We start from the raw sequence: 14,246 nt of genomic DNA on the forward strand, positions 1-14,246 counted from the left end.
ACATTAGAATTAATATAGTAACAATTTTAAAAGTATAGTCAAATATAGTTGGCTAAATTTCCATAAAAAAAGAGACACTATATAGCGTCTCTTTTCTTATCATTCGAGAATCCAGTTATTACAACGCTTTCAGCTGCTCCATCTGCGCCGTCATCGCGGTCAACTGACCTTCTAGCTCAGCCAGTTTTGCTTTCTCAGCATCGACTACTGCCGCAGGTGCTTTACTGACAAAGCCTTCGTTACCTAGCTTACGCGCGATACCGTCGGCTTGCCCTTTCAACTTATCATATGACTTACCTAAACGTGCCAGCTCAGCCGTAGGATCGATTAGCCCTTTCATCGGTACGAGTACCCGTAGCTGACCGACCATACTTGATGATGACAGTGGTACTTCATCGCCTTCTTTGACGATCTCTAAGCTCTCGACTTTGGCAAGCGCTTTGAACTGGTTTTTGATACGTGAGAGACGCGCATCTTCATCGGCAGAGACGTTTTGTAGTAGCACTGGCAGACGTACCGCATTGCCCAGTTTCATCTCACCACGGATGTTACGGACGCTCGCGATTAGCTCCTGTAGCCACGCCATATCCGCTTCAGTCTGCTCACTGATCTGGCTGGCATCAGTTTGTGGATAGTCAGCGACCACGATACTGTCGGTGTTTTGGCGACCTAGTAGCGGCGCGATGGTCTGCCAGATTTGCTCAGTCAGATACGGCATGATTGGATGAGTAAAGCGTAGCGCCGTCTCTAGTACGTGCAGTAGTACATAGCGGATTTGCGCTTTACGCGTATCCGATACCGAGTCATCATTTAGGCTGGCTTTGGCAAGCTCAACGTACCAATCACAGTATTCATTCCAGATGAACTCATAGATATCTTGGCTGACCATATCGAGACGATACTGAGCGAAATGCTGATGAATGTCTTTGATGCTAGAGTTCAGACGACTCATGATCCATTTTTCTGGTAATTCCCATACGTCAGGGTTTGCCGTTTGATCGATAGGCTTGGCATTGCTGTCACCATCAACACAGTTCATGAGTACAAAACGGCTGGCGTTCCAGATTTTATTACAGAAGTTACGATAGCCCTCGACACGCTTTAGATCAAAGTTGATATCGCGACCAGTACTGGCCAATGACGTAAAGGTAAAGCGTAGTGCATCGGTGCCATAAGCTGGGATGCCTTCTGGGAACTCTTTACGCGTTTGCTTTTCAATTTTGGCCGCGTCTTTTGGGTTCATCATATTGCTGGTGCGTTTTTCGACCAACGCTTCTAGCTCAATACCGTCGATTAGATCGATCGGATCTAAGACATTACCTTTTGATTTTGACATTTTTTGACCATTGCCATCACGTACCAGACCATGCACATAGACGGTCTTAAACGGTACTTGTGGCGTGCCATCTTCATTTTTCACGAAGTGCATGGTCATCATGATCATGCGCGCCACCCAAAAGAAAATAATATCAAAACCTGTCACGAGCACGCTGGTTGGGTGAAAAGTGTCCATCACGCGTGGATCGGCGTTAACGTCTGCCCAGTCAAGCGTACTGAATGTCCATAGACCAGAGCTGAACCACGTATCGAGCACATCATCATCTTGGCGCAGTTTTACGTCGTCGCTTAAGTTGTACTTAGTGCGTACTTCAGCTTCGTCACGGGCGACATAGATCTCACCTGTCGCATCGTCATACCATGCAGGGATACGATGTCCCCACCACAACTGACGGCTGATGCACCAATCTTGTAGATCGGTCATCCACGCCATATACATGTTTTTATACTGCGCAGGGACGAACTCAATGCTGCCGTCTTCTACTGCGTCAATCGCAGGCTTGGCAAGCTCTTTGACCGCGACATACCACTGATCGGTCAACCACGGCTCAACGATTGTACCGCCACGCTCAGCACGCGGAGCTTTAAGTGCGTAGTCTTCGATATCTTCTAGCCAGCCCTGCTCGCCTGCTTGCTCTACGAGGAATTTACGCGCGGCAAAACGCTCAAGTCCTGCATACTCGCTAGGCGTGGTCTCTAACTCTGGCTCACGCGTTTGCAAGTCAGGATAGACTTCCATCGCTGGTAGGATATTGGCGCGCTCATCGAGGATGTTGATCAGCGGCAAGCTATGGCGACGACCCAATTCATAATCATTAAAATCATGCGCTGGGGTGATTTTGACACAACCCGTACCGAAGTCTTTTTCGACATAATCATCAGCGACGATAGGCACGACACGACCCGTAATCGGTAAGGTAATGGTTTTGCCGACTAAATGCGCATAACGCTCATCGCTAGGATTGACTGCGACGGCGGTATCACCCAGCAATGTCTCAGGACGCGTGGTGGCGACGACCAGATAGTTTTTACCATCTTGAGTTAGTAGCTCTGTATCTGTGAAATGATAGCGGAAATGCCACAGGCTACCTTTTTCGTCGTGGTTTTCTACTTCTAAATCAGATAATGCGGTTTGGAACTTTGGATCCCAGTTGACCAAGCGCTTACCACGATAGATCAAACCATCGTCAAACAGGCGTACGAACACTTCTTTTACTGCATTGGACAGACCATCATCCATGGTAAAGCGCTCACGCGACCAGTCAACCGAGCTGCCCAAACGGCGAATCTGGCTGGTGATATTGCCACCTGACTCTTCTTTCCATTCCCATACTTTATCGATGAAATCTGCACGCGTCATATCACGGCGCTTGATACCTTGCGCTTCCAGACGACGCTCAACGACCATCTGAGTGGCGATACCCGCATGATCCGTACCTGGTTGCCACAACGTATTGTCGCCATCCATACGGTGATAACGGGTGAGCGCATCCATAATAGCGTTGTTAAAACCGTGACCCATGTGTAGCGAGCCCGTGACGTTTGGCGGTGGTAGCGCAATAGAAAACGATTCGTCTTTGTCAAAAGTCGGCTGAAAATAGCCGCTTTCTTCCCAGCCTTGATACATACCTGCTTCGACTTCCGCAGGGTTATAGGCGCTCTCTAATTGGCTTAGCGCCGCTTGGATCGACTGGGTCAGATTGGTTTTCGCATTGCTATCAATGCTGGTATCGGTATTAGGATTGCTCATAATAGGGTGATCTTATTGTTGATAATGAATGTGGTCAAAATGAGATAGCGTAAAACGCTATAAAAACAGGAAAAATAGTTGATAGAGTGATTTTAACGCAGATAGGCAGATTTTGTTAGATGGTAAGGCAATTTATAAAGCCTGAAGGTGATTTATTACTCAAATTGTTAATCAATTAACAACAGCAATCAGAAGAATGGGAAATATAATAGAGATTACTTATGCAGCAAAATCATTAGCCTATAACTAGCGAGCCAACCGTGCCCCAAGATACCGAACATGACCATGATTCTCAGGCTAATCTACCAGACGATGAGCGTGTAAACGCGAGCACTACCCCTCCTGTGCCTAAAGATAATCATACGCTAGAAGAAAGTAGCAACTATTCTAAAGACGATGAGGTAAATAAGGACGCAGACGACACTACAGACAGTCATGCAAACGAAATTTCAGATAGTGACGCAGACGAACCTATTAAAGCCACCGAAGACTTAGAAAATGACGACCTGCCAGAAGAAATCAGCGACGAAGACAAAGAAACCATCAAAAAGGTCGCTAGTGACGACAATCTAAGCCAAGCGAAAAGCTACGCCAGCATCTTAGTCGAGCAAGTTATCCACGCAAAAGAAACCTTTGAGCGTTCACTTGGCTCGCTATTTACCAGTGCTTTTACGGCTGGGCTAGAGATTGGTATTAGCTTTTTTATGATTTTATCAGCGTTTGCTCTACTCAATGACGTGATACCAAGTCGCTATGCTATGGTGCTGTCGTCACTGCTGTATCCGATCGGCTTTATTATCGTGGTGATTGGTCAGTCGTTATTATTTACAGAGCAGACTTCCCTCTTGAGCTTGCCTGTCTTAAACAAAATTGAACCGCTACATAAGCTGTTACGGCTATGGGGCATCGTCATCGCTGGTAATATCGTTGGCGGCTGTATCTTTGCAGCATTAATGATTGGTCTGGGGCTGCATATGCATCTGTTTACAGACCATGCTATCGATGTCTATGCCGAGCATATCTTAGGTTTTGAATGGTGGGTTATCTTTGGCAGCGCAGTGCTGGCAGGCTGGATGATGGGCGTGGCCGCATGGCTAGTAACCTCTGCACGAGATACGCTTAGCCGTATCGTACTGGTTACGCTGATTACAGGTAGTATTGGGTTTTTAGGTTTGCATCATAGTATCGTGGGTAATATCGAGGTATTTTCAGCGTTGCTGTATGGCAATACCGTCAGTCTCTGGCGCTATTTGGTATTTTTAGTCGTGGTATTGGTGGGCAATACAGTGGGCGGTGTGGTATTCGTCGCGGTGCTTAAAAACCGCACATTCTTATTTGAAATTGAAAAAGTAAAAGAGCAAGCCGCCGAGGCAAGAGCGAAAATGGACAGACGAAGATTCTAAGTTTGAGCTAAACTGGTTTGAGCTAGACTGATTTGGGTTAAAACGAGCACTAAACGCAAAAGCCCATAACCTGCTTCATTATACAAAGCGGATTATGGGCTTTTTTTATTGCACCATACACTGTTGATTTTTTACCAAGTACTGTCTCAACTGGCGCAACAATGCGTTACTACGGTTATCTTAAAACTCTTACATTCTACGTGCAGCCAATACACTGTTTTCTATCTCGGTTCTTTTGGCTTTATTGTGCTGGGCAGTAAATACTCTGACCATGATACCAGCGGTCAAGAACATGATTAGCGTATAAATGGCTGGCGTCATCGACATCTTATAGTTGGCCAACAGCGTCAGTGCCATAAACATTGAAAGCGTACTGTTTTGTAGGCCGACTTCCATAGTAATCGAGCGTCTTTGCGCAGGATTTAGACCGAACCATTTACTGGTGTAATAACCAAGCGCCATCGTCGATACGTTCAGTATCAATGCCACAGGGCCAGTAGCGATTAATGCTTCAACGATAATGTCTCGTTGCACATAGCTCAAGAAAAGCACCAAGAAGCTCAAAAATATCACGCCGAAACGAGATACCATCACCTGTCCCTTGTCTGCCGCGTTAGGCGCATAGCGTTTGATCAACATACCAATACTGACGGGTAAGATAGTCAGAGCAATTAGGCTGATCATGGTCTTGACCACTGGCAACTGAAACTCACTACCCGCACCCATAAAGTATACGAGCGAAAAGCTGAGGACGATAGGAATGGTAAATACGGTAATGACACTGGCAATAGCGGTCATGGTGACCGAAAGTGCGACGTCACCTTTGGCTAAATAGGTAAATAGATTCGATGTCGTGCCACCAGGACACAGTACTAGCAACATAACCCCAACGGCATACTCTGGCTCGAGAGACATGGAGGTTGCCAAAGCAAAACCTACGAGCGGTAAAAATATTAGCTGATTGGTCAAGCCTATGGCGACTGCTTTAGGGTATTTGACGACTCTCTTAAAATCATTGGTAACTAAGGACAATCCCATTCCCATCATAATCAAAAAGATACTAATGGGAATGACTTTTGCATTTATAAACGTGACTAACTCAACACCTTCCATAACTACATCCTTGTAGATAGAGCCCTTACACGGGCAGGTTTATGACAACCTCGTCATGCTCAATCAGCCAATCCTGCTGATATCTTGGGTAAAAGCTACCGACGTTGTCAGCTCTTTATATGACACTTTTCCATACAGTCGTGTTCTTTAAACCGACAATTTTTGATAAAACTGGTTACTACGAACCGAAATAATAACGGAACGGTAAAATTCAGTATATCGTTGTAAAAGTGTATGGTTTTGATTTTTCTGACTACTCGTCAGTCAATTATAGGTTTTTACACTTGATAAAAAAGTAGAAATGATTTAAGCGGGGATTTTGTGATTTACAGCAGATGTAGAGTGAATATGGTCGATACTGATAACAGCTGTACCGTAGGCGATGGCTTCGACCATACTGCCTAATTGGTTGACATTGGTTACCTCAAGACGTAACCCGTAGATATGCGTGTAGCCTTTGGCTTTTGCCTCAGTCCGCATACGAACGATGGCCTCGCGGCGGGCACGATCTAGCAAAGTCTCATAGGTGGTTAAATTTTTGCCAAAGACGCTTAGTACGCGAGCGATGATCATTTTGAAGTAATCTTGAGCGATGACGACACTACCAAGTACCAGCTCACCTTCACTACCCGCTGCTAACTTGGGACGGTATAGACGTTCGCTTGAGACAGTAATATCGCCCAATGCTTGCTCTGCTACTGTTAGCTGTGCCAAATGCTGACGCTCATGGCGCGATCCAAAGAACCAGCCAGCCGCGAATAAGAAGACAAACGGCCCATAGTTGATGAGCACTTGCGTGAGTGAATCATTCATAGCACGTTTCTCATCATAAAAAGCATCGGTGCTTTTAACATTATAGTTTTTAGCATTGTAGCTTTTAGTATTATAGGATTAACCAAAAGGATTGAAACGCGGTAAATCATCGGGTGCGACTTGGGTCTGAGTATTCGTATTTTGACTAGAATGGTTGTAACCATCGCTTGGTGGGTTTTGATATTGCTGCTGTGATATCGGCGCGACCTTGACCGCCGTACCATAAACAAACAGCTCTGACGCACCTTGGGCGATGCTAGACGTCGAAAAACGTAGGCCGACCACCGCATCAGCACCTAGCGCCTCTGCTTTGACAATCATGCGATCGATTGCTTCTTGGCGTGACTCTTCTAATAGCTCGGTATAAGCCGTCAGCTCGCCGCCAACGATGTTTTTTAACCCAGCGAACAGATCCTTGCCCACGTGCTTTGAACGCACGGTACTACCGTACACAACGTCTAGGCGTTCAGTGATTTGATAGTTAGGTAAGTGTTCAAGATTAGAGAGTTGCACAGTCATAGGATGACCTTATCGGTGACTTATAAAATACATGGTAAACCAAAGCACTGTAATACAGCATAGATAATGCAAGACAGAAACAGCACTGCTAGTAGCGCTGTTTCTTAGCCTTATTAATCGTTGGTATGGAACAATAAGAACAGCTCAGTCAAATTACCTTCGATGCTATTGGCCATCTGTACCATTTTATCTTCGTCTTTACGCATCTCAGACAGCTCTGGATCTTCATCATCGATACCGCTTAGTACGATCATTGGCAAGGTCAATACTGCGACGTCTTCTGCCGTTTCTTGATCTTCAAACCAATCGCTTGCTTCATCACCATACATGGCGTCGACAAAACCAATTGACCAAGCAACGATGTCTGACTCGTCAGAGAAATCAACCGCCACTTCTTCGTTACCAGCATCTTCACCAAATGGTAATTCAATAGGCGTCTCGTTTTTTAGCTCAGCCATGATCGAATCGCGCCAGCGTTTGATACCGTCGATGACATTTTCTGGAATCTCACTCACGTGACCTTCGAACAGGGCATCCATCCAGTTAGGCAATGGACGACCGATGACCGTCGCTGTCAAAAAACCATGCGCTGCGACACTATCTAGCACGAACTGGCTTTCTTGATTGTCCAAATAGTCTAGTAATTCATCAAAACTTAGTTGGTTACTCATAATTTGGTTTTCCTTAGCAGATAGATGTCATCAATCGCAGTGGGCGATCGGTTAAATAAAAGAGGACGAGTACTTAAGTAGAGACTAAAGGCTGCTTAATTAATCAAACTCAAGCAACCTCTATCAGGTAAGTATTATCGAGATGAACGGATTGCGAGCAACCCTAGAAAATTAGAAAAGTAGCAAATAGCAGGCAACCAATTTGATGGAATGAGTAATTTTAGTCACTAAAATAGTCACTGTCATTAAAGTAGCCACTAAAGCACTTTAGTCCACTGAAACGACTGATGCCGACAAATTAAAAATCGTCATCATCCCAATCATCGCCGTCTTCATCGAAGTTGTCTATGTCGTCTAGATCGTCTTTTAACTCTTTAGCCAAACGCTTTTCTTCTAGCAAATTATCGATTAGCCGACGTTTTTCAAGACTACTTAAACGTGTACGTACGCTCGTCTCAGCTTCTTCAACCATCTTTGCATCATCATCGTCGACAAAATCATCATCAAAATCGTCGTCAATATCAGCGTCACTCATGACAAACTCCTATCATTTTTAGGCAAGGGTATTAAGAATACATCAATATATATATGCCTTATAAAGTCTCTATTGAATGTTGTCAATCCTTTTTCGCAATATGGTACATTTCAACTCTACGATTAAGATAGTTCAGTAGGCTATATAACAGACAATTGTAATATAAATGACCAAATACAGTCGGCATTAAATGTGCAGATCGTCCTCATCTTCAATCATTAGAACCGCATTGCGCACATCGGCCAAACGCTGAATCAATGAGTCGTTAGCCCCATCAAATATTGCACACTCACGCTCATAGACGGTAGTTGGACGCATGATGTTATGTACTTGTACATGATTGCTGATTTGCTTGAGACCGGCATTTGGCAATAGTATCAATAGCTGCTCTTTTTTGCCGATACTCTGGAGCAAATGGGTCATTGGCTCTGATTGCGCGTCATCACTCACGCCCGCTTTTGCTGGTAAGGCAAAACGTGATAGCTCAATATGCTTATCGTGGATAATTTTGTTGAGCATTAAATATAGCTTGGCAAGCATCACGCCTGCGAGCGCTACTTTTGCGTGGCTATTATCAGCCTTTAGTACCACACTTGCGCCATTATCTTCAAAGTGCGCTTCATTCATCGCACTCACACCCAACAGCAATGGCTGTCTTAGTAGCTCAGTCACGGCTTGATTGAGCAGCTGAGTGCAGAGTGCTAAATACGGAAGACGCTGCGCAGGTGCAAGGCGTTCAAGCATATTGAACTCATCATGGAATACGACTTGGACTTTGACGCTATCAACGGATCGGGTGGCAGACAGTTTAGACGTATGACTGGCAGCTTGAAAAGCAACACCGCCTGTATCTGCTATTTCGCTTTCGCTACCTTCACCCGCACCCGCTAGATTGTCAGTATCACTACCTGTCTCTTGGTTTTGCTGGGTTCTAAGATACTCGTTCACTTCATTATGCACATTAAACTTGCGTGCATTAGTCACTTCGTCATCTGTGACATTAGCCGTATTATCCGTCGCTACTTGACCATCTGACATGTGAGAAGCTGATTGACCCGTTGACTGGCGCTCAAGTTCACGGTCGTAGCCGCGTTGATCGACTGGTCTGTATTGGTCACGATACAGCTCTTGGATATCTCGACTTAATGCATTGATTTGCTCTTTGGTTGGACGAGCGAGGTAACCATACATCAACCACAGCAGTAGATGTAACAGCATAGTACCGATGACAAACGGCCATTGCATGGCGATAATCTCGCCTTTGCTAACGTCTTTTAGGGTCAGTGCAACGCTACCGATGACTGCATCGCCATTGGTGGCGATTTGACGAATGGTGTCACCTTGCTGCATCGGCGCATTGCCTACTGGCACCAAGATATCGTCGTTGTTGTCTTTAATCAGTATCCGTGTGACGTCTTGCTCGCTGGTATAGCGATTGGCAATAACGCTTAAACTCACACGGTCTTTATTTTCTAAAGACAACCTTGCTTCATCAATCAGCTGGGCGACCATCTGCTCGCCTTTTAACGCACGACTATTGCTCAGCTGTTGGTCAGTACTAATGACCAATAACAGCGTCTGCAAACAAAAACTAACCAGAAGAATAATGGCAAACAACCCTTGCCGCGGCGCTAAATACGTCATGATATGTTAAACTTTTTTGGAGAGAAGAAATTAAAAAACGAGGCTACTGCTCATTTTTTGGCTAATTTTTAAACGATTGTGATGCGCACCAACTGTGCTGCGCACATAGTTGTAAAGCGGTACTGATTATTAACGACTATCAACACCATCAATATTGTTGCTAGCTTCGCTATCTTTTGCAAAGGCATCGTTAGTAAGAAAGCATCGTCAATCAACAGCCAGCTTATCTCATCTACTATATCACCATAATAAGTCTTATAGCGTGAGCGCTTTATAAATTTATCATAATAACTTTATCGCATTTTCTATGGCTTCTTACGCCATAAAATCTGTTTTTTAGCATCATTGTTACTTTGCGCGTCATCTATAGGCGCTGCCCAGTAAAACTGTTATTATTCCTAATCTTATATGAGCATACAAGGGACAATTGAGCCATGCCAAAAAATACATCTTATTCGTTACCAAAAGACAGCAAAGCATGGCAACAAGCCGTTGATTCTATTGCGGCATTATTACCCGAAGATACCAATTTGCAAGACTTTGATGCGCTACAGTCGCTACCTGTTTTTGCGCTCATTGTAGTACTGCCGACTCAGGTATCTGCATTAGATATTCATCAGTACGTTCAGTCTTGGGTCGATGAGCAGCCAAGTTGGCATCTAGTGACCGTTGCCGAAGATACTGACGCTAGCTTCGTCAATATCACGGTGTCTGATACAGAGCCTACAGCAGCAGACGCACAGCGCCTACCCTTTACCCATACTCAGGTCTACCGTTATCTGTTAGTGCCAGTCACTGACACACTAATGCACCCTGGCAAAAAAACCGCAGCTGCTCACATTATTGATGATCAGCTGACCACTCGCTTGCGTCATGACCTAACTGAAGAGTATAACAATACACGCAGTGCAGATAGTACAGGCAACATAAACGTCGTGGATTGTCATATTCTGTCTGTTGGTCATATGCTGCGGACACACAAGCTTGCCTGCTTTGACATGGATTCAACCTTGATCGAGCAAGAAGTCATCGTAGAGCTAGCAAAAACGGCTGGGATTGGCGAAGAAGTTGAAGCCATCACTGAAGCCGCAATGCGCGGTGAAATTGATTTTGATGAATCGTTTGCTCAGCGTGTGGCTTTGCTAAAAGGCACTTCTACTGATGTGCTGGATGATATCTGTAGCCGCTTAACATTGTCGACTGGTGCGCGCACAACGATTAGTGCGCTAAAAGCATTGGGTTATCATACGGTGCTAGTTTCAGGCGGCTTTACTTATTTTGCCCGTTATATCGCTGAGCAGCTGGGTATCGATGAAGTACATGCCAACGCTCTAGATATCGAAGAAGGTGAAGTGACTGGTCATATACAGTGGCCTATTGTCAATGGTGCCAAAAAAGCGGCTATCGTTGAGCATACCGCTGAGCGCTTAGGGATTGAGATGTCACAAGTGGTCTGTGTCGGTGACGGTGCTAATGACTTACCAATGATGGCACTGGCCGATCTTGGTGTGGCCTATCATGCCAAACCAATCGTTCAAGCACGTGCTGATGCCGCTATCAACGTAACAGGGCTTGAAGGTACTTTGTACGCTCTTGGCTATCCTGCACTGGCGCCTACTGAGTAACTACAGAACGCTTTATGCCATTTAATAAGCTAGGTTAATGTTTTGTCATTAATCTGGCTTTTATGCTTTAGGGTGTGGTTTAAACAAGAAAAGTAGCGTAGATAGTATTGGTATATTAACCAGCTATTTGACGATGTCTGACAAGATTTGTCCATTTTTAGACCAGTTAGATGACTATCAAATGAATGGAAGACATGCTCTAGTACGTTACGATAATTAATACTATCTTCTATTCATATTGATGTTTAGCTAACGCCTGTTTTAGTTATTACTCATTTTTAGATGCTACTTATTTTTAGCTAATGCTTACTTTTAGATAACACTTATTTTTAAACGATAAAGGAATACCCATGACGGCACCACAATCTCTACGGCCAACTCAGCCGTCAGCGCCAACACCATTAGAGCAAGATACGGTACCTGTACGTACCGATAGCCCAAAACAGCTGGTAGGTATTTATGTCAGGGGTATGGCCATGGGAGCAGCTGATATCGTACCTGGCGTCTCTGGCGGCACCATTGCGCTGATCGCAGGGATTTACGAGCGCTTGATTAACGCACTTGGCAGTATTGGCCCCAATCTTTGGACGATATTTCGACAAGAAGGTGGCATCAAAGGATTCGCGGCGATTTGGCGACAAGTAGACGCGACATTTCTATTGTGTTTGCTACTGGGTATTGCCACTAGCTTTGCAACCTTAGCCGGTATCATTAAGCATTTATTGGACAACCAACCATTGCTTATTTGGTCGTTCTTTTTTGGACTGGTCGTCGCAACGGTGTTTATCTTACTTAGTGAAATTAAGCGATGGAATATAGGACGTGTCGCACTGTTTGCGACTGGGCTTATTGCCGCCGTAGTTATCAGTAGTATGCCGTTACTCACGACCACGCCTAGCTTACCGTATCTGTTTTTTGCAGGGGCAATTGCTATTTGTGCCATGATCCTACCAGGGATATCAGGGTCGTTTATTTTGCTATTGCTAGGCGCTTACGATGCAGTATTAGAAGCAGTCGATACGATGAATTTGAGCGCCATTTTCACAGTCATTGCGGGTATGGCGACTGGGCTATTGCTATTCACGCGTGCACTCAAGTGGCTACTCTCACATTATTATCAGGCTACCTTGGCATTGCTGACAGGCTTTATCGCAGGCTCTCTAATAAAAGTCTGGCCATGGAAAGTAGATGCTTTGGGCTCACTAAATACTGAAGCTGTCCATAATGTCATGCCATGGCAATACCCTACTGGCGCACAGTGGTCAACGACAGTAGGACTTATGTTGCTCGGTGCTATCTTAGTTTCGCTATTATCTTGGTGGGGTAATCGTACCAATCGAGGCTAAGTATTTAGCAAACTGTCAGTCCTGCTTGCTAGTTTAGCTCGGTCTGCTAGCTAACAAACGCCTTCCTAGACTAGCAAAACCATTTCCATATCACTCAAAATAAGCGCCACTCCTCACGGCGCTTAGCCTAAAACCTAGCCACCAAATATCGCAAAACAAGCCAAAAAACCAAACGTCAACGGTTGTCGCAAAGTCGCCTGCACCCTCTTCAGCTTTACTCAATAACCTCTCATAATAGTCTCATTGGAATTCACCTTATGAATAGCGAGATGAATGATGTTAATGACTATATTTTCTTTTATCGGTGTAGAGGCATGGAGCGGCGCGGCATGGCTTGCTTATGGACTACTAGCCAGTTTCGTAGTGGTGCTCGCCTTGTCGTCATATCGTTGGCTACTGCTATATCTGTTTGGCGGGATGGCTTACTGGTTCAGCGTTGAGGTGATTCAAAATATATTAGCAGGTCGTCCTATGTTGATGGAGCTATCATCATGGCATCGCTATATCATCGCTATGGGCATCAGTTGGTTACCGTTGGCAGCTTGGGTACTGTATCGGGCATTGCGCTATGATGATGTGAGTCAGACCGTTAGCCAGCAACGTGAGCTAGAAGCCGCACGCTATATAGAACATACTCCTGTTTACGATGATAACTACCAGCCACGTTTCCGTTAAAACCGTCCTATTTATACCTCTATTTGTCTATATCAATACCTTGCTTACGTCAGTGACATCGAATGTTACAAGATACTTAACGCTCTCTACTTAACTCCTAAAGAGTTGACACCCTGTGATAGTTTATAATCCAGTTATATATTTGTCATAAAAACTGGTATAAAGTACGCTTTATTTTTATGCCTCATTTCTTTAGGAGTTCTGCTATGTTTACTGTTCCTGTATTAGATATCAAATCTGATCCATTAGATGCTTTATTAGCTGTCGTTGGCTATCGTTTGTCTATGTTAGCTGATAGCGATAACGAAGATGTCAAAGCGTTATTCGCCGATCGTCAAGTTACGATTGAATTTGCTAGTACTGAGTCTGATATCGCTCGTTCTTTTAGCTTTGACAATGGACAGTTCAGTCAACAAAGCGGTCATGCAAAAGAAGCCGATTTGACCATCACTTTCAAAGACTCTATGACTGGCGTTAGACTGCTAACCAAAGGTAGCTTGCCTGCCTTTATGACTGCTGTACAAGAAGGTAACTTGAGCATTGAAGGCGACTATAGCTTAATGATGTGGTTCAACAAACTTGCTAAGCATATCGTTCCAGCTATCCCAGAAGAGTGCAAACCATATATCCAAAAAGCCAAACCTTACGCTTATAAAGCACAGAAATTTGCTGAGCATTGGGTTGGTATCGCCAAGCACAAACTTGGTAAATAAAAAGAATGGTGCACTGAGCGGTAGTCATTGGTAGAATGGATGATATAGAACTAGATAGCCAAACGTATAGTTACTATTTATGTGCGCTACTGTGACAATTA

12 protein-coding genes are annotated in these 14,246 nt (G+C 44.6%); 5 read left to right on the top strand and 7 right to left on the bottom strand.

The genetic code is table 11. The features are described 5' to 3' along the window. Positions 1-118: 118 nt before the first annotated feature. Positions 119-3,088, bottom strand: a complete 2,970-nt coding sequence (locus ACQKC9_RS10740; RefSeq protein ID WP_427621777.1) for a valine--tRNA ligase — start codon at positions 3,086-3,088, stop codon at positions 119-121. A gap of 260 nt (positions 3,089-3,348) precedes the next feature. On the opposite strand from ACQKC9_RS10740, the gene ACQKC9_RS10745 reads away from it, so the two are divergent. Further along, entirely contained in the window at positions 3,349-4,491 is a 1,143-nt protein-coding gene (locus ACQKC9_RS10745) for a formate/nitrite transporter family protein (RefSeq protein WP_427621779.1), read from the top strand. A gap of 189 nt (positions 4,492-4,680) precedes the next feature. Here the strand turns inward: ACQKC9_RS10745 and ACQKC9_RS10750 are convergent, their stop codons facing one another. The 6 genes from ACQKC9_RS10750 to ACQKC9_RS10775 all read right to left on the bottom strand — a co-directional run bounded on the left by ACQKC9_RS10750 (position 4,681) and on the right by ACQKC9_RS10775 (position 9,786). Continuing rightward, a complete protein-coding gene (locus ACQKC9_RS10750) occupies positions 4,681-5,604 on the bottom strand; it encodes a bile acid:sodium symporter family protein (protein WP_101206055.1) in 924 nt (307 codons plus the stop codon). 306 nt (positions 5,605-5,910) lie between these two features. Continuing rightward, positions 5,911-6,417, bottom strand: coding sequence for a YbjQ family protein (locus tag ACQKC9_RS10755; protein ID WP_238052779.1), 507 nt, complete (start codon positions 6,415-6,417; stop codon positions 5,911-5,913). Between the two features lie 78 nt (positions 6,418-6,495). Beyond that, positions 6,496-6,936 carry a YbjQ family protein gene (locus tag ACQKC9_RS10760; protein ID WP_057761652.1) on the bottom strand — a complete coding sequence of 147 codons (441 nt, stop codon included), beginning with the start codon at positions 6,934-6,936 and terminating at the stop codon, positions 6,496-6,498. Positions 6,937-7,049: 113 nt separating this feature from the next. Beyond that, on the bottom strand, positions 7,050-7,607 hold the full coding sequence (locus tag ACQKC9_RS10765; protein WP_057761653.1) for a YecA family protein: 558 nt from the start codon (positions 7,605-7,607) through the stop codon (positions 7,050-7,052). A gap of 298 nt (positions 7,608-7,905) precedes the next feature. After that, positions 7,906-8,142, bottom strand: a complete 237-nt coding sequence (locus tag ACQKC9_RS10770) for a PA3496 family putative envelope integrity protein (protein ID WP_057761656.1) — start codon at positions 8,140-8,142, stop codon at positions 7,906-7,908. Positions 8,143-8,328: 186 nt separating this feature from the next. Further along, positions 8,329-9,786 carry a hypothetical protein gene (locus tag ACQKC9_RS10775; protein ID WP_427621780.1) on the bottom strand — a complete coding sequence of 486 codons (1,458 nt, stop codon included), beginning with the start codon at positions 9,784-9,786 and terminating at the stop codon, positions 8,329-8,331. A 434-nt stretch (positions 9,787-10,220) separates the two neighbouring features. On the opposite strand from ACQKC9_RS10775, the gene serB reads away from it, so the two are divergent. The 4 genes from serB (at position 10,221) to ACQKC9_RS10795 (ending at position 14,145) form a co-directional block, all read left to right on the top strand. Further along, positions 10,221-11,411 (top strand): phosphoserine phosphatase SerB, encoded by a 1,191-nt coding sequence (gene serB, locus ACQKC9_RS10780; protein ID WP_427621781.1) that lies wholly within the window; start codon positions 10,221-10,223, stop codon positions 11,409-11,411. Between the two features lie 350 nt (positions 11,412-11,761). After that, the gene (locus ACQKC9_RS10785) at positions 11,762-12,757 is read left to right on the top strand and encodes a DUF368 domain-containing protein (protein WP_427621783.1); all 996 of its coding nucleotides are present in this window, start codon (positions 11,762-11,764) and stop codon (positions 12,755-12,757) included. Positions 12,758-13,039: 282 nt separating this feature from the next. Further along, positions 13,040-13,432 carry an AciT family ciprofloxacin tolerance protein gene (gene aciT, locus ACQKC9_RS10790; protein ID WP_427621784.1) on the top strand — a complete coding sequence of 131 codons (393 nt, stop codon included), beginning with the start codon at positions 13,040-13,042 and terminating at the stop codon, positions 13,430-13,432. A gap of 206 nt (positions 13,433-13,638) precedes the next feature. Then, a complete protein-coding gene (locus tag ACQKC9_RS10795) occupies positions 13,639-14,145 on the top strand; it encodes an SCP2 sterol-binding domain-containing protein (RefSeq protein ID WP_102090478.1) in 507 nt (168 codons plus the stop codon). The last annotated feature ends 101 nt before the right edge of the window (positions 14,146-14,246 follow it).

This window comes from Psychrobacter sp. NPDC078409, from assembly GCF_050268505.1.
Taxonomy (GTDB): domain Bacteria; phylum Pseudomonadota; class Gammaproteobacteria; order Pseudomonadales; family Moraxellaceae; genus Psychrobacter.

What these genes read in the sequence shown, in the direction of transcription:
- ACQKC9_RS10740 (WP_427621777.1), bottom strand. Translation starts at nt 3,088, where the DNA reads ATGAGCAATCCTAATACCGATACCAGCATTGATAGCAATGCGAAAACC.
- ACQKC9_RS10750 (WP_101206055.1), bottom strand. Translation starts at nt 5,604, where the DNA reads ATGGAAGGTGTTGAGTTAGTCACGTTTATAAATGCAAAAGTCATTCCC.
- ACQKC9_RS10755 (WP_238052779.1), bottom strand. Translation starts at nt 6,417, where the DNA reads ATGAATGATTCACTCACGCAAGTGCTCATCAACTATGGGCCGTTTGTC.
- ACQKC9_RS10760 (WP_057761652.1), bottom strand. Translation starts at nt 6,936, where the DNA reads ATGACTGTGCAACTCTCTAATCTTGAACACTTACCTAACTATCAAATC.
- ACQKC9_RS10765 (WP_057761653.1), bottom strand. Translation starts at nt 7,607, where the DNA reads ATGAGTAACCAACTAAGTTTTGATGAATTACTAGACTATTTGGACAAT.
- ACQKC9_RS10770 (WP_057761656.1), bottom strand. Translation starts at nt 8,142, where the DNA reads ATGAGTGACGCTGATATTGACGACGATTTTGATGATGATTTTGTCGAC.
- ACQKC9_RS10775 (WP_427621780.1), bottom strand. Translation starts at nt 9,786, where the DNA reads ATGACGTATTTAGCGCCGCGGCAAGGGTTGTTTGCCATTATTCTTCTG.
- serB (WP_427621781.1), top strand. Translation starts at nt 10,221, where the DNA reads ATGCCAAAAAATACATCTTATTCGTTACCAAAAGACAGCAAAGCATGG.
- ACQKC9_RS10785 (WP_427621783.1), top strand. Translation starts at nt 11,762, where the DNA reads ATGACGGCACCACAATCTCTACGGCCAACTCAGCCGTCAGCGCCAACA.
- aciT (WP_427621784.1), top strand. Translation starts at nt 13,040, where the DNA reads ATGACTATATTTTCTTTTATCGGTGTAGAGGCATGGAGCGGCGCGGCA.
- ACQKC9_RS10795 (WP_102090478.1), top strand. Translation starts at nt 13,639, where the DNA reads ATGTTTACTGTTCCTGTATTAGATATCAAATCTGATCCATTAGATGCT.